The organism is Faucicola osloensis, from assembly GCF_020041925.1.
In the GTDB taxonomy this organism is placed as follows: domain Bacteria; phylum Pseudomonadota; class Gammaproteobacteria; order Pseudomonadales; family Moraxellaceae; genus Faucicola; species Faucicola osloensis_D.
In genome coordinates this window covers 57927-74333 of sequence record NZ_CP083409.1, presented here as the reverse complement: position 1 = coordinate 74333, position 16407 = coordinate 57927, and the positions used below count along the sequence as shown (strand labels likewise).

General features: G+C 43.1%; 14 protein-coding genes. 4 read left to right on the top strand and 10 right to left on the bottom strand.

Annotated elements, in window-relative coordinates:
- The first annotated feature begins 136 nt into the window (after positions 1 to 136).
- Both tsaA and LAJ61_RS00295 read left to right on the top strand, forming a co-directional pair.
- A complete protein-coding gene (gene tsaA, locus LAJ61_RS00300) occupies positions 137 to 868 on the top strand; it encodes a tRNA (N6-threonylcarbamoyladenosine(37)-N6)-methyltransferase TrmO (RefSeq protein WP_224054026.1) in 732 nt (243 codons plus the stop codon).
- A 174-nt stretch (positions 869 to 1042) separates the two neighbouring features.
- Positions 1043 to 1435, top strand: coding sequence for an MCR_0457 family protein (locus LAJ61_RS00295; protein WP_062330693.1), 393 nt, complete (start codon positions 1043 to 1045; stop codon positions 1433 to 1435).
- Positions 1436 to 1567: 132 nt separating this feature from the next.
- Here LAJ61_RS00295 and tnpA read toward each other — a convergent pair whose 3' ends face one another.
- Positions 1568 to 1978, bottom strand: coding sequence for an IS200/IS605 family transposase (tnpA, locus tag LAJ61_RS00290; RefSeq protein ID WP_050325405.1), 411 nt, complete (start codon positions 1976 to 1978; stop codon positions 1568 to 1570).
- A gap of 48 nt (positions 1979 to 2026) precedes the next feature.
- On the opposite strand from tnpA, the gene LAJ61_RS00285 reads away from it, so the two are divergent.
- Both LAJ61_RS00285 and LAJ61_RS00280 read left to right on the top strand, forming a co-directional pair.
- Positions 2027 to 3130 carry an RNA-guided endonuclease InsQ/TnpB family protein gene (locus tag LAJ61_RS00285; RefSeq protein ID WP_224054025.1) on the top strand — a complete coding sequence of 368 codons (1104 nt, stop codon included), beginning with the start codon at positions 2027 to 2029 and terminating at the stop codon, positions 3128 to 3130.
- A 183-nt stretch (positions 3131 to 3313) separates the two neighbouring features.
- The gene (locus LAJ61_RS00280) at positions 3314 to 4453 is read left to right on the top strand and encodes a D-alanyl-D-alanine carboxypeptidase family protein (RefSeq protein WP_224054864.1); all 1140 of its coding nucleotides are present in this window, start codon (positions 3314 to 3316) and stop codon (positions 4451 to 4453) included.
- Positions 4454 to 4499: 46 nt separating this feature from the next.
- On the opposite strand, the gene LAJ61_RS00275 is transcribed toward LAJ61_RS00280, so the two are convergent.
- The 9 genes from LAJ61_RS00275 to rlmN all read right to left on the bottom strand — a co-directional run bounded on the left by LAJ61_RS00275 (position 4500) and on the right by rlmN (position 16009).
- Positions 4500 to 6350: a sensor histidine kinase gene (locus tag LAJ61_RS00275; protein ID WP_224054024.1), complete on the bottom strand. Its 1851-nt coding sequence runs from the start codon at positions 6348 to 6350 to the stop codon at positions 4500 to 4502.
- A gap of 34 nt (positions 6351 to 6384) precedes the next feature.
- Positions 6385 to 7788: a ribosome biogenesis GTPase Der gene (der, locus tag LAJ61_RS00270; RefSeq protein ID WP_224054023.1), complete on the bottom strand. Its 1404-nt coding sequence runs from the start codon at positions 7786 to 7788 to the stop codon at positions 6385 to 6387.
- 200 nt (positions 7789 to 7988) lie between these two features.
- Positions 7989 to 9230: an outer membrane protein assembly factor BamB gene (gene bamB, locus LAJ61_RS00265; protein ID WP_224054022.1), complete on the bottom strand. Its 1242-nt coding sequence runs from the start codon at positions 9228 to 9230 to the stop codon at positions 7989 to 7991.
- A 72-nt stretch (positions 9231 to 9302) separates the two neighbouring features.
- Positions 9303 to 10142, bottom strand: a complete 840-nt coding sequence (locus LAJ61_RS00260; protein ID WP_224054021.1) for a YfgM family protein — start codon at positions 10140 to 10142, stop codon at positions 9303 to 9305.
- Between the two features lie 65 nt (positions 10143 to 10207).
- Entirely contained in the window at positions 10208 to 11506 is a 1299-nt protein-coding gene (gene hisS / locus LAJ61_RS00255) for a histidine--tRNA ligase (protein WP_224054020.1), read from the bottom strand.
- A 48-nt stretch (positions 11507 to 11554) separates the two neighbouring features.
- Positions 11555 to 12670 (bottom strand): flavodoxin-dependent (E)-4-hydroxy-3-methylbut-2-enyl-diphosphate synthase, encoded by a 1116-nt coding sequence (ispG, locus tag LAJ61_RS00250; RefSeq protein WP_224054019.1) that lies wholly within the window; start codon positions 12668 to 12670, stop codon positions 11555 to 11557.
- Positions 12671 to 12725: 55 nt separating this feature from the next.
- Positions 12726 to 13634: a helix-turn-helix domain-containing protein gene (locus LAJ61_RS00245; RefSeq protein WP_099808110.1), complete on the bottom strand. Its 909-nt coding sequence runs from the start codon at positions 13632 to 13634 to the stop codon at positions 12726 to 12728.
- Position 13635: 1 nt separating this feature from the next.
- On the bottom strand, positions 13636 to 14448 hold the full coding sequence (gene pilW, locus LAJ61_RS00240; protein ID WP_224054018.1) for a type IV pilus biogenesis/stability protein PilW: 813 nt from the start codon (positions 14446 to 14448) through the stop codon (positions 13636 to 13638).
- A 361-nt stretch (positions 14449 to 14809) separates the two neighbouring features.
- The gene (rlmN, locus tag LAJ61_RS00235; RefSeq protein WP_224054017.1) at positions 14810 to 16009 is read right to left on the bottom strand and encodes a dual-specificity RNA methyltransferase RlmN; all 1200 of its coding nucleotides are present in this window, start codon (positions 16007 to 16009) and stop codon (positions 14810 to 14812) included.
- Between the last annotated feature and the right edge of the window lie 398 nt (positions 16010 to 16407).

Sequence of the window (16407 nt, the reverse complement as noted above, 5' to 3'; positions counted from 1 at the left end):
GATAAAGAATAAAAATAGCGGGTTAATATTGACATTCTGGGGCGATATGATAGCAAATTTTTGATGAATTAGTCGAATTTGGGCGTAAAAAAATGGCATAATCATAGTTTAAAATATCATATTTTAACGACCCATTATGTTACCACAACAAATTACCCTGCCGATTATCGGCATTGTGAACTCTCCGCTTAAACAAAAGTTTGGCACACCTCGCCAGCCCAATCTTGTCGATATCAACGCTACTATCAGCATGTTGCCGCCCTACAATGTGCTCAGTGCTTTTGAAGGCATTGCGCAATTTAGTCATCTTTGGATTATATGGCAATTTCATCAAAATCGAATCAATCCCAATCCGTCAAATTTTCAGCCAACAGTCCGTCCACCTAGACTTGGTGGCAACCAAAAGATAGGGGTCTTTGCCAGTCGAAGTATGTATCGACCGGCAAATATTGGATTATCCGTGGTCAAATTTTCGCATATTAAAAACACTGAGGCGGGTTTGAGGCTGCATATCATCGGCGGTGATATGGTAGATGGCACGCCAGTCATTGATATCAAACCGTATTTGCCTTATAGCGATAGTATTGATGATGCGATTGCTGGGTATGCCGCGCAGAAACCCGTCATCAAGTCGGTGCATTGGCATCCCGATTTATTGCAGGATTTATCCAATATTGCAATAAAAAGTCAGCTGAGGCAAACAGATTGGAAAATCATCGAGCAACTCATTGCACAAGACCCCAGACCTGCGTATCGCCAGCAAGAGCTTAATACTCCATTTGTCATGCGTTATCAAAATGTCGATGTTCATTTTTGCCAGATAGCAGAGAGTATGTTGCAAATTCAAGCGATTGAACTATTAAACTAAGCCGTCGCATGGACGATATGAAAGTTTTTATCTAGCCGTATATTGCTAAACTGTTTCAAAAATTTTTACTTGTTCACAAAATACTGACTATATAGCGTGATTATTCGCTATATTTTTTTTGATTATTTAGTATGATATGGGCTGTATTTTACTTAGATAACGTTAGGACACCGTATGATTAAACTGGGCAAAATCAGTCAAGCTATGATAGGCATGCTGTTAATGGGCGTCACCGTGAGTGGTATCGCTGAAGATAAAAATAACGATACTATCGCAATCGATATGTCAGAATTATCGACCACCAAAGAAGAAGTGGCGGTATTACAAGTGTTGTCAGAAATCTGTCCACCCATGCTGAATAAATCGCAACAGACAGGGTTTAACACCGCCTATAATGTCGAGCTAAAAAAATTAATGCCGACCATCAGTGATCCTCGTTTAGCGGTGCAGTACTTGTCGTCTCAGCAAGATTACAAGCAAATTTTGAATGAAACCCGCCAATGGACACTCAGTTATCCAAAAGCGGAGAACCTTGAATTGTGCAAAGACCTTGCCAACAGTAAATAATAATTATAAGTCAACCTACGCTATGCACCCCCTAACTGATTTAGGGGGTTTTATCCTCTGTTGCCGTAAAACCACCGACTTCAGGCGGTGGATTAAGGCAACTCCGCAATCATGCTTACACACAGATGGTATTTAGTGCGGTGTATTTTGCTGTTCAATGTACTGGCGTATAATTTCAATTGGAGCACCGCCACAACTACCTGCAAAATAACTAGGCGACCACAACGCTTCTCCCCATAACTGCTCTTTAATAGACGGATATTCTTTTTTACGCAATAACCGACTAGACACGCCTTTCAAGCTATTCACCAAACTAGAAATAGCCACTTTGGGCGGATAAACCACCAGTAAATGCACATGGTCACTTTCACCATCAAACTCTACTAGTTGCGCCTCAAACTTTGAACAAACTTTCTCAAAGATAACCTGCATGTCGTCTAAAATCTCTTTAGTGAATACTTTTTTGCGGTATTTAGCCACAAAGACCAAATGCACATGAAGATTGTAAACAACGTGCCTACCAATTCTTAAATCGTTTGACATATATTTAGACCAACTATAGAATATAAAAATCTAATTATACTTGAACCCATGAAGACACTCAAGCTACGCATACGAGATAAACACGCAGACCAATTAAACCGCCTAAGCGGTTCGGTCAATTTCGTGTGGAATTATGTCAATGATTTGAGTTACAGACACCTACAAAAAACTGGCAAATTCTTTAGTGCTTATGACCTAAACGAATACACCAAAGGTAGCGGTGAGTTACTTGGTTTACATTCTCAAACTATTCAAGCCATCAATGAAACCCACACCAAAAGCCGTAAGCAATCCAAAAAAGCTAAATTGTCATGGCGAACCAACAACCCAAAATCAAAGCGTAAAAACTTAGGTTGGCTACCATTCAAACAATCCGCCATTAAGCACATTGCCACACACCAAACTGGTAAAAAGGGCTTAAAATCTACCTTACAACTATCTTTAGCCAAAGGGCAAAAGCTAGTCATTGATCTATGGGACAGCTACAACCTTAGCCTATATCAAATCAACACGCTGGAAATTGTCCAAGACAGCCGTAACCGTTGGTATGCCTGTATTACCGTCAAACAATACCCTAAAACTACTTGCGGAATGGGTAGCGTTGGGATTGATTTAGGCTTAAAAGACAGTGCCACCGCCTCAAATGGCGATAAACTACAAATCAAGCAAACGCTCAAATATGCCAAAGCGTTAGCCACCGCCCAACGTGCCAAAAACAAACAGCGTGTCAAAGCGATCCATGCCAAAATCAAACATACACGGCAAGACCTAATCCACAAATTCACCACCCAATTAGTCAAAGACAATGCCCTAATCGTGGTAGGTGACGTTAGAACTACCCAATTTAACAGTAAAAAAGGCAAACTAGCCAAATCGGTTTACGATGCAGGTTGGTTTGAACTCAAGCGACAACTGACCTACAAATGCGAGAACGCAGGTTGCCGTTTTGAAATCGTGAATGAGAAATACACTACCCAAACTTGCTCGTGCTGTGGCGATATGTCCAGTAGTCCGAAAGGTAGAGCAGGTTTGCGAATAAGAGAATGGACTTGTGCAACGTGTGGCACACGGCATGATAGAGATATTAACGCCAGTAAGAACATTCTTGCGGTTGGGCTTAACCGTCTTGTAGAAGGAATCCCCTCACTTTAGGGAGGGGAGGAAGTCAAGATAAATCGTTGATTTTTAGACCGAATACAGTGTTGAATCATGATTTTTTTTGCTAATATAGGCAATTCGTTTTACCAAGCGTCCAAGCAAACAGGTCGCATTTGATTTGAGCCAAGAGTGAGTGAGATGAAAGCAATCGTAATACCGCAATACACCCAACGTCTGATGGTCGGCACTTTTGTCGCCGCCAGTTTTTTTGCCACAACTGTACAGGCAAATGCCGCCATACAACAGCCTGAACTAGACAATTCTGCTTTTATCTTAATTGACTATGATACAGGCACGGTATTGGCTCAAAAAAATGCCGCTCAGCCATTCCCACCTGCGTCATTGACCAAAATGATGACCAGTTACATCATTGAGCAGCGGCTGCTATCAGGGGCATTAAAAGAAAACGAACCCATCCTCATGACCCCAGAAGCTTGGTGTAAAGGCTCAAGTGAAGAGTCTTGTATGTATGTGCCTGTCAATACAACCGCCCCTGTGATTGATATGTTAAAAGGTATTATTATCCAATCGGGTAATGATGCATCAAAAGCGATGGCACAGCACATTGGTGGCAGCGAAACCACGTTTGCCGATTTGATGAATGAAGAAGCCAAAAAAATTGGCATGACCCATACCCATTTTATGAATGCGACCGGTATGCCCCAAGAAGGTCATCAAGCGTCTGCCGAAGATTTGGCGAAACTCGCCCAAGCCATTATTAAAAACAGCAAAAAGTATTATCCCATCTATAGCCAAAAACAATTTACTTATAACGGCATCACCCAAGGCAACCGCAATGCGCTGTTGTTCACCGATCCAACAGTAGACGGTCTAAAAACAGGGCATACCGACGAAGCAGGTTACTGTCTAGTAGCGTCGAGTAAACGCGGTGATATGCGCCTGATTTCAGTGATTATGGGTACTAAAAGCGTTCAAGAGCGCGCAGACCAATCGCGTAACTTACTCAACTGGGGATTTAGTAATTTTGCTACTAAAATTGCCGCCCCGGCACAAAAAAACTACGGCAGCGTGCCAGTCAACTTCGGTGCTGTCGATAAAGTCAACGTCATCAGCAAAGGCAATTTACAAGTACTAGTACCAAAGCTGGATCAAGAAAAAATCAGCACCGTGGTCAATTTACCAGCCGATGTCAAAGCGCCGTTAGCGCAGGGTCAAGAAGTGGGTAAGCTGGTTGCTATGCTCAATGGCAAACCTGTGGCGTCTGTGCCACTGGTCGCTGAAGCCCAAGTTCAGGAAGCTGGAATTTTTAAACGTATGTGGCAACACATCGTACTGTTCTTTAAAGGTTTATTCTAAATTACAAAGAAAAATTATAAAAAAACCTTTCATCTGAAGGGTTTTTTTAACTCAAAATATGGGACAGATCTTTAATATATTGATCGGGTGTATCGTCTATTACTTCTTTTTTCACAAAATAATCCACCCCCGCTATTTTTAGCAGTTCAATGCTATGCGGATTTAACGCTTTGGTGTCATAAACACAAACAATAGTGACCCTGCCGTTATGTTCAAGCTCACGAAATTTGCTGACAAAGTCTAATATCGCTTGATAATCAATATTTCGCGAGATAAACAGCGCATCCACCGTATGAGAGGACAAATAATCTTCAAGAGGTTCAGTATTGGTAAAGGTCTCAACTTTAGCACCGGCATTTTCCATGCGTTTGGCTTTTTCGAATAAATCTTCATAGTGATACCAAACAACAATATGTTTATTTATCAATAAATTGCGCTCATAGTTGTGTTTCCAATCTTTTAGCAGTAACGATACTTGAAAATTGGTACCTACATTTGGTTCGCTAGTAACTGTGATGCCGCCTTTCATCAGTGCTAATAGTTTTTTTACCAAAAATAATCCTGCAGAATTAGTTGAGGAGGAATGTTTTACTTCAGGATTAATTTGGAAAAAAGGTTCAAAAATCTGCTCTAAATGTTCCTTCGCAATGCCTATACCGGTGTCTTCAATCTGCAGCGTCCACCGTACTTGCGTTTGTAAATGTTGCAACTGCGAGGTGATTGTTATGCTGCCTTTATCGGTAAATTTAATGGCATTTTCTACCAATGAGCTAATAATCAAAGTGATTTTTTGAACATCGCCTTCTAGGACATAGTCGGCATGATAGGGCTTTGCCTTTAACGTGATATTTTTCTCGGCAGCCAAAGGCTGGTAATCATTGACAATTTGGGTGATTAACCCCGTTGGACTGAATTGGTAGGCGCTGACCCCTATTTGACCTTTATCGATACGGTTAATTTGGATGATTTGATCCAGCTTAGCATTTAAATCATCTTTACCCAAACTAATAATTTCAACGGCATCTTTTTGCTCAGCGCTGATATATTGATTGTGTAATAGCTGTAAACCCGATTCGATACGACTCACGGAGGATTTAAACTCATGAATCAAAATATTTTCAAATTTTGAGCTATGCTCAAGCTGCTTAATTTGGGTTTCTTCAAGGTCATATTTTCCTTGGCGCAGGGTGTTGATTTGGGTAATTTGTGCCTTGCGCTTATTGAGCAAATACACCAAGGCTTTCTCAAACACCCACGCCTCATTACTTTTTGATAGCTGATACGCCTCTGCCTGTGAAAATTCATCTTGCAAAATTTGATGGCTTAAGTCTTCAAGTTCTGGCAAGCGATTGGTTAAATTTTGCACCTTTTGCAATACAAACCACAAATTGAACAGCGCAATAAATGATAGCACAAGCATTAACGGCAAATGTTGCCAAAACCATTGCTGGCGAATGGTTTGTAGGTCAAGGGTAAGATTACTATAGCCAATTAGCTGGTCTACTTTAGTGTTTTTTTGATTGGGCGTTAATTTTAACAAATTGATTTTAACAGGTTCGCTCAATCCGTAATAGCGCTCAAAAAGCACTTCAGTGACTTTAATGGGATGCGTGGTCGGATGCTGCTGCTGATCAAATGGAAAAAACAAAATGCTTTCGTACTGCGGCATCTCGCTTAACAGTTTATCAATGCTAGCGGTTGTCACACTGTTGGGGTTGCTGGCGACAGACTGGGCAAGTAGATAATTTATCTTACTTGCCTGTTTGATTTCAGATTGCACTGTTTGGGTCAAGTCGACTAAGGTATAAATCACAAGGCAAATAAATAAAACCAATAAAAAGGGTATCGCAACGATACGCTTTACCCTAATTTGATACCCTAACGTCTTCTGCACCATTTACTCAACCCTTAAAACGCCAATTAACATCACCTCAACGTTTTTTGCCGCGCTTTTTGAATTTTTGTACTTCTCGACGTTTACGTTCTTTTTGCGCATCCGTCATGGTATTGGTGCGACCTGCGTAAGGGTTGGCGTTTTGTTTAAACTCAACCCGAATCGGAGTGCCTTCAAGCTTGAATACTTTGCGAAATTCGTTTTCTAGGTAGCGACGATAACTGTTTGGCACTTGGCTGGTCTGATTGCCATGAATCACAATAATCGGTGGATTATGACCCCCCAAATGCGCAAATCGAAGTTTAATGCGTCGCCCGCCTACCATAGGGGGCTGGTGTGCAGTAACCGCATCTTGCAGAATTTGGGTCAAGCGACTGGTGGAAATATCAAACATCGCCGCATCATAGGCACGGTGAATCGATGGGTAAAGATTGCCAACGCCTGTCCCATGAAGCGCAGAGATTAAATGCACTTTTACATAAGGGATAAAGTTAAAACGTCGATCCATTTCAATTTTGACAAAATTCTTTTGGTCTTGGTCAAGCCCGTCCCATTTATTGATGGCAAGTACCATCGCGCGACCCGCTTCTAAGGCGTAGCCCAACAAGTTCAAATCCTGATCGGTAATGCCTTCTTGCGCATCAATGACCACGATGACTACATGGGCATCTTTGATGGCTTGCAAGGTTTTGACCACAGAAAATTTTTCAACTTTTTCATCAATACGTCCACGGCGACGCACGCCTGCGGTATCAATCAACACATAATGTCTGTTGTCACGCTCATAAGGGATATAAATACTATCGCGCGTGGTACCTGGCATATCAAAAACCACCACGCGTTCTTCACCGAGCAAGCGATTGACAAGCGTAGATTTGCCGACGTTGGGTCTGCCAATGATGGCGATACGTAAGCCATCAGGTGCTTGTTCTTCTTGGTCATCGGTGGGCATATTGGCAGTGACGGCTTCTAATAAATTGCCGACCCCACGTCCGTGACTGGCTGCCATAGAAAATGGCTCACCAAAACCTAACGCATAAAATTCATGAATCGCCGCTTCATGGACGCCATCCATTTTATTGGCGGCTAAAAACACGGGCTTGCCAAGGGTATGAAGTTGTTTGGCAATGACTTCATCGGCGCCCGTGATACCTGCGCGGCTATCAACCACAAATACAATGATATCTGCTTCATGGATAGCGGTATGCGATTGGTGCGACATATAATCATCAATGGTGCCGTCACCTTCATCCACTTCGCCAATACCACCGGTATCGATGACGATAAAGGATTTTTCTTCAAAGGTTGCATCGCCATATTGACGGTCGCGAGTAAGACCTGCCAAATCAGCAACCAAGGCTTGACGACTGCGGGTCAACTGATTAAATATGGTGGACTTGCCAACGTTCGGACGGCCAATCAAGGCAACAACTGGTTTCATAAATTTAATTTCCAAAATTTTTAAAAAGCAAGATTTTCAACAAGCAAGATTTTAACAAGCTTGAAAAATTCATTATTTCTATAACTTAACAAACCCAACATCGCGCTGCAATGCTGGGTTGTCATTTAAACTCACACTTTTATCAGTATGGGCTGCTAACCCAATCACCAAAACTGCTAAATGCGTAAACAGTTTAACAATTAACGATTTACTTGCCAAACACTAAATGCGCCATTTGCGCTTTGGGCAATCAAACGGTTATTGATAAACTGTAATACCGCCACGTCGGATTTGGCTTGTTTTCTGTCAACCAGTGCCCCTGAGGTGCGGTCATATACATGCAAATAACCCATGGCATCACCAACCACCACATAGTTGCCGATACTCACCGCGTTACTCAAGCCACGATAAGACAAGTTATCGGTTTGCCAATTAACCGTGCCTGTCATTTTATCCATCGCCACCAATTCGCCATCGAGTGAAGTGGCGTAAACTTGGCTAGCATCTGTGCCGACTGATTTTAGGCTCGCCAACTCTTTGACAAAACTTAGCTGCTGTGAAGCCATATCGGCAGCGACTAACTGACCACTGTAGGACACAACATACAACATATTGCCATCTAATACGGGAGTGGCGTCCACATCAGAAATTTTTTCGATATCGCTACTGCCTTTGCTGATACCAAAACGTTTTGACCAAATGGGTACGCCATTATCGATGTTTAAAGCATGGATACGACCATCGGCTGTCGAAACCAGCACCGTATTGCGATTGAATAAAATCGGCGTGGCACTACCGCGAACGCTTAAATTTGGATTTTGGGTGTTAAAAGTCCAAATAGGCGCGCCAGACTCTAGCGACAGCGCACTAATTTTACCATCATTGCCAAGGGTAATGACACGGTTTTGGCTGATGAGGGCAGGGGATAGGGTTACGGTGTCCAACGGCGTTTGCCAAATTACTTTGCCAGTCATTCTATCTAACGCAATGATGACCCCTTTGCTGTCACTGACCACGGCTACGCGAGATTGTTCATCTAGCGCCACCCCTGACATTAGGCCTTGTTTGAGTTTGGTACTCCAAAGCGCTTTGCCTTGCCCATCAAACGCTTGCACGCTACCGTCTGCTAACGCATTCACATAGCCATTGTTGTCATACGCCACGCGAAAGGCGGTAGGTTGCTGGCTGATGGTGGTTTTATTGCGCAAACTGCCAAAGCGTTTGCTAACTTTTGTATTACTGCCTTGACTAAACAGTGGGGAAATCACATTTTGACTGCTAGCGAGTTTCACAAGTGCGGCAGGTTTATGGACATTGTCAGATTTTTTAAACTTGTCACAACCTGTCAGGGTCATCGCTACCACCAAGGCGGTTGCAAATACGGCAGGTTTCATTAAGTTTGTCGATAAGGGTGTCGATTTTGTTGTTGTTATGGTCGTCATTGTTTATCTCGTAACGTATAGTGAAATTTAAATATTGCCATTTAAGAGTTTTGTCAGGTTAAGATTTTGCACCTATTTTATACCTGAGGCAACAGCAGGCGCAGATGCGGCTGCAGCAGCAAGGACAGTTTTTTCAGCTTGAGTAGGTGCTTGGGTAGGTTTGACCAGTACGCCGCCTGTTAAATCAGGTTGTTTGACGCTTAAGCCTAGGCTTTCCATTTTAATACGCAGCAATGCACGGTCTTGGGGGTTTGGGTTGTTTTGATTACGTTGTTCAATCAATTGCCAAGCTTTTTGGTAATGAGTAGCAGCCGCTTTTTTATCACCTTGTTGGTTGGCAATGTCCCCCAAAATCTCAAGTTTACTGGCTTCAAAGGCAGCAGGTAAGGGGCTTTGTAAGCGTTTTTGTGCCGCATCCGCTTGATTGTCTGACAATAGCACTTGTGCTTGGCGCAAAATGGCAATGGCTTTTAGCCCATCATCCTTAAGCGTTAACTGAGACGCTTTTTGCAGCGTTGCCGCCGCCGCTTTTAGATCATTGTTATCGGTTTGTTGTTTGGCTTGCAGCATTAAGGCTTGCCATGTATAAACCGAATTATCATGTTTAGCCACGAATTCGCTCAAGTCTTTGCTCAAATTGGTTTGCGCCGTAGCCAGTTGCGCTTGTGCTTTAGGATCGGTGGCAGCTTGGGTGGTTAGGGTCTCAATGTTGTTCTGGTCGCTTTGAATTTTGGCAAAATCGTTCGCCGCGGCGGTATCTATATTGCCGCCATGCTTTTGCCAATAACTCCAGCCAAAATAACCGGCTAATACCAACATAATAGCGGATACAATATAGCCACCATATTGTTTGAGCGCGCCTAAGGATTGCTGTTCATCATTTACTAGCTTAGGTTGTACGTCTTTAACCATTACATAAAGCCTTTCAAAAAATTACTAATATAAGTTACCCATCAAATTTGGCTCAATCAGATAGATTAGATAAAATCTGGGTTTTCGCTAAAGAGCGTGTCACTTGCGACCGTAATTTGGTCACCGGTTGCCATTTTTTTGATGGTAATTTGCTGATTGGCGACTTCATCTTGCGCGATAATCACTGATAATTGCGCACCTGATTTGTCGGCTTTCTTCATTTGCGCTTTTAAGCTCGTGGCACTTGCCATTTTCACGCGAAGATTTGAACGTCGCGTACGCAGCTCATGGGCAAATTTGATGGCATCGGTGTAAACATCAGGATGGGCGACCACAAATACATCACAGGCAGGTGTTGCCTCAAATGGATGCACCTTTTGCATGAGTAACAGCAAACGCTCAAGCCCCATGGCAAAACCTACAGCAGGCTCGGAGGCGGCTGGTTTATCACTGCCAATAGATTTGATTTGTCTGATAAGTCCATCATAACGACCCCCAGCACACACTGTGGCTTGGCTACCTAGCTGGTCAGTTGTCCATTCAAATACGGTTTTATTGTAATAATCTAAACCCCGTACCAGTTTTGGATTAATCACAAAATTGATGCCGACTGCATTAAGATAGTGTTGTAAGGCTTCAAAATGCTGCTGGCTTGCTGCCCCCAAAAAGTCAGCAAGCTTTGGGGCATCCTCTAAAATTTGTTGGGTATTTTTATCTTTACTATCCAAAATACGTAGTGGGTTGGTGGTTAAGCGGCGCTGACTATCTTCATCCAATTGAGATTTTTTATCGGTTAAAAAATCCACCAAGGCTTGGCGATACGCCAGTCGCTCATCTATCTCACCCAAGCTATTAATCTCAAGTTGAACCACGTCTAAAATACCCAGTTTTTGCCACATTTGGTAAGTCATGATAATGAGCTCAGCATCGGCATCCGCCAATTCACTGCCAAAACTCTCAACCCCTAATTGGTGAAACTGACGATAACGGCCTTTTTGCGGTTGTTCATAGCGAAACATAGGACCGATGTACCAAAGTTTTGGATTGTCACCCCGCAATAAGTTATGCTCCACCACGGCACGTACCGCGCCTGCCGTGCCTTCAGGGCGTAGCGTCAATGCCGTAGGTGGGTTGGATTTGTCATAAAAGCTATACATTTCCTTTTCGACAATGTCAGTGGCATCGCCAATCGCACGGGCAAATAGCTGGGTTTCTTCAACGATTGGGAGGCGTATTTGCTCAAAGCCAAATTGATTGAGCACATCGATAAGGCTGCTTTCAAGTTGGCGCCACTCACTCGATGGGCGCGTAGATTCTGTCTCAATATGTAAGATATCATTAAACCCTTTAATGGATTTTAACATGGTCAATTTCCCAAAAAATGCAAACTAAAAAAATAAACGATACAAAAATTATTTAACCCGTAAAATTTCATTGGCGCGCTGCGCTTCACGTTCAGCCACTTTTTGACGGACCATGGCTTCAATCTCATCAGCAAGCTTGGTGGTATCAATCAAATGTGATTTTTCCCCATTTTTATATACTAGGCTATTTGGACTAGCACCCACCACGCCAATGTCAGCTTCTTTGGCTTCCCCTGGACCATTGACTTTACAGCCAATCACCGACACATCCATTGGCTCACGGATATCTTCTAGGCGTTTTTCTAAGTCCATCATCACCCGAATCACATCAAACTCTTGGCGTGAGCAGCTAGGGCAGGCGATAAAATTCACCCCATTACTACGGATACCCAGTGATTTTAAGATATCAAAACCGATTTTAATTTCTTCTTCTGGCTCAGCGGCTAGCGAAATACGCATGGTATCGCCAATACCTTCTAGTAATAGCCCGCCTAAGGCAATCGCAGACTTCACGGTACCTGTGCGGTACACCCCTGCTTCTGTCACACCTAAATGCAGGGGATTGTCAACTTGTGCAGAAATCAACCGATACGCATCCATGGTCAAAAACACATTACTGGCTTTGACTGAGATTTTAAATTGATCAAAGTTATTACGATCTAAAATATCAATATGGCGCATCGCCGATTCAAGCATTGCTTCACCCGTGGGTTCACCATATTTTTTTTGGATGTCTTTTTCTAGTGACCCCGCGTTTACGCCAATGCGCATACTGATGCCATGATGTTTGGCGGCGGCAATCACTTCACGCACTTTTTGTTCATTGCCGATATTACCTGGGTTGATACGTAAACAGTCTGCACCGGCATCAGCCACCGCCAGTGCAATTTTATAATCAAAATGAACGTCTGCGACCAATGGCACAGAAACTTGTCTTTTGATTTCGGCAAAGGCTTTTACGCTTTCCATCGTTGGCGTAGAAACGCGCATCAGATCAGCACCGGCATCCACACAGCGCTGAATCTGTGCCACAGTGGCATCGACATCACAGGTATCGGTATTGGTCATACTTTGCACACTAATGGGGGCGTCACCGCCTACTGCGACATTACCGACGTAGATTTTTTTGGTGAGTTTACGTTTGATGGGGTTATGCGCTGACATAGGCGTTCCTATTATTATAACGAATGATTTAGCGTATTTTTAAAGTTATAAGTCGTTAAGGTTTTAAAGTAAAATTGGCTTTATCGTTTTGGGCGTAATTGCTTAATTTAATCGGTTGTTTGTTCAAATCCAAGCTCACGTTGCTGGCTTTGTCAATATTGACTTGAAACGGCGCTTGACCTGTCAATTGGTAACTACCGCGTGCTTGATCGCCATCTAAAATCGTATTGCCTGTCGCATCGACAATGGTGATTTTGGTGGTATCTTTCACAAAAATGTCAATTGAAGCTTTAGCACCAGCTTGCCCTGTCGCTGCTGTACCACTGGCGTTATCAGCACTCACCGCAACACCGGTAATGGCAGATCCGGTGGCGGGTAACCCACTGGCAGTCACCGTGTTAGTCACAATCGCTGAGCCTGCATTGTTAAGCGACGCACCGCTGACTTGGTCTTGGGTTGGCATACTGGCAACAGCGCTAGCGGGCGCTTGTTCAACCGAGTCATTATGTGCTTTGCTAACTTTATTAAAAATAAAAATCGCAAGCCCTAATACCAATAAAATACCACCAATGACAAAAGGGTTAATACGCACACTGGGACGCGCTTCACGATTAAGCGTGCCCATCGGCTGCATCGGGGCATTGATGACCGTGGCATATTTTTGTTTGAGGGTAGCGGGGTACTGGGCATCAAAACTTTGCGCGACCAGATTTTTATCTAAACCCAAAAAACGCCCATAGGTAGTGGCAAAACCGCGCGCAAAGGTAGGCTGTGGCAAGGCGTCAAAATCATTGGCTTCAAGCGCCCGAAGATGACTTTTTAAGATGAAAGTTTTGGCAGCGACATCGTCAATCGATAAGCCTTTTTTCTCACGGGCTTGTTTAAAACGCTGACCCAAAAGCTGGGTTGTGTCATGAACCGGGGTAGAGTTTTGTTGATTGTCGGTATTATTGCTGTTTTCCATCTTATTTCCAAGTTGACGTTGGGGTTAAAAGTCCAGAACGAATCTGCTTTGCTTCATCGCTAAGTGGATAGCGATCCAAAAGCTGCTGCGCTAATTTTTGCACTTCTATGGTATTGTTCGCAAGTTTGGCAAGCCTAATCCCTTGTGATAAAGTGCGCGGGTCAAGGTTGGATTGACCAATAATTTTAACCAAATCATTATACAGTGCCTGCGCCTCCAAAAATTTGCCATCTGCCAATAAAATATCAATAAGCTCTGTACGGGCGACGATGCTTTGGCGGTTGGCATCGAGCGCCTTGATAAATGATTGTATCGCCAGCGGTTTGTTTTTGACCTTTAATGCTGTACGACCTAAATTCTCTAACGCACTGGCACGACCGTCATATCCTAAGGCAGAACCCGCAATTTGAAACTGGGCAATCGCTTCTTGGTTACGACTGAGTTGGGCGAGATAGACGCCATAGTTGTTGTTTGCTTGACTAAAGTCAGGATTGAGTGCGATGGCGTTTTTAAAATAAGCTTCGGCTTTTTGCATATTGCGCGGGCTGCCTTCTTGCTGCAATAACACACCCATCATATCATTGGCTTCTGCTGACTTTGGATAAGACTTTAATGCACTTTCTAACTGCCGTTTGGCATCGTCTAATTTTCCACCACGAATATATTCAGCGGCAATCGCGGTGCGAATTCTGGCGATTTCTTCTGGATTTTTTTCCCAACGACTTGGGTCACTGGCGGTGACTGTCTGCGTGGTGACTTGTCGAGTGGTGGTACAACCCGTTAGGCAAAGGGTGAAGCTTGAAAGGCCAATCATACCTGCGGCAAAAACCTTAGATAAAAAAACCTTCGATAAAAAATTTGATTTGCCCGGCATTTTGTCGTCGTCTATATCGTTGTTGTGTAATTGACACAAAATAGCAGGTTGACTTTGGTATAAATGAGTTTGACGTGAGTGACATGGTGGCATAACAAACTTACTCATAATCAAATGAACTAAATTGAATAATTAAAAATTTTGACAGTCGATAACGATTTTTAATTGTCGATAAAGCCCAATAGCAAAACAAGCCTATCATTAAAAATGGCTATTACTATAGCAAAAAAACCTTGATAACACCAACCGATAAGGCTAACTTGCGCCTGTATCACGCCAAACTATTATAATGATAAAAGATTTAATGAGACGCTTTAGATTGTAACGTTTTGGACACTTTTTCTTGCCATTGTTTTGCTCGGCGGGTTTTATCGGTGACTTGTCCGACCAGTTGTCCACACGCTGCATCAATGTCATCGCCACGGGTTTGGCGAATGGTACAAACAAAGCCTGCTTGGTTCAGGATATTGCTAAACGCATGGATACGATTGTTGCTAGAGCGTCCATAAGGCGCATGCGGGAACGGATTAAACGGAATCAAATTAATTTTGCAGGGCAAATCTTTGAGCAGATTGACCAGCTGACGGGCGTGTTCATCAGTGTCATTGACGTCTTTTAACATCACATATTCGATGGTGACGTGCTTTTTATGACGGGGGTTTTCGTCATATACATAAGATTTGGCAGCGGCTATCAGTTCTTTGAGCGGATATTTTTTATTGATGGGTACCAGTTCGTTACGCAGTTCGTCATTGGGTGCATGTAGGCTAATAGCAAGTGCTACATCAATGTCTTTGGCGAGCTCATATATCTTTGGCACGATGCCTGATGTTGATAGAGTAACGCGGCGTTTGGATAAGCCAAAACCGAAATCATCGAGCATCAATGACATACTGGCTACCACGGGCTCGTAATTTAACAGGGGTTCACCCATCCCCATCATCACCACATTGGTGACCCGATTTTCACGCTCAGTAACAGGCACATTTTCCATATAAGACTGGTTGGCCACCCACAGCTGTCCGATAATTTCGCTAGGCGATAAGTCCCGCTCAAAGCCTTGTTTACCAGTGCTACAAAACGAGCAGTCAAGCGCACAGCCGACTTGCGAGGAAATACACAAGGTTTTACGTCCAAACTGTTTATTATCGTCAGCAGGGATCAGTACAGTTTCGACCAGCGAGCCACCTGCTACTTCAAACACCCATTTGCGGGTGCCATCTTCGCTAAATTTTTTAAACTTGACCGTTGGGGGCGACACAGTTGCCACTTCATCCAATGTTTCTTGTAGTTTTTTGGACAAATTCGTCATTTGATAAAAATCGGTCACGCCAAACTGATAAATCCACTTCATGACTTGGGTGGCGCGAAACGGTTTCTCGCCGAGCTTGGCAAAAAATTGTCCAAGCTCAGCCTTACTCATGCCAAGTAAATTGGTTTTTGCGATAAGGTCTTGGGGATTGACCATTTCTGGGTTTTGAATGACAGGAATTTGGGTCATAGCGGTCGTATAAGCGTATCAAATAAACAAGATAGTATACTAAAATCTCAACGATTTGTCATGGTAAAACATAGTGACTTGTTAGCGGTTTTATATACAATATCTTTACCTCCCATATGTTGCCGAAATTGGCATGGCTAAATGAGTGAAATATCGACAAATCAAATAGCGATAATAAGAATTATCATGATGAGGCATAAAAATGCCAATAACCACTTCCATTCAAGCGAAACAAAATCAACCGTACGACGAGCCACCCTAGCAGACCAATGGGGCAGCTGATAAACCACTTCCCCATTGACATACCTGCCGCCTCGATACCAAAGTTTAAGCTGTTTTAACATATGTTTATGCCCATTTCCATGTCTAAATCTAGGTCTAACAAATTGATGAGTATG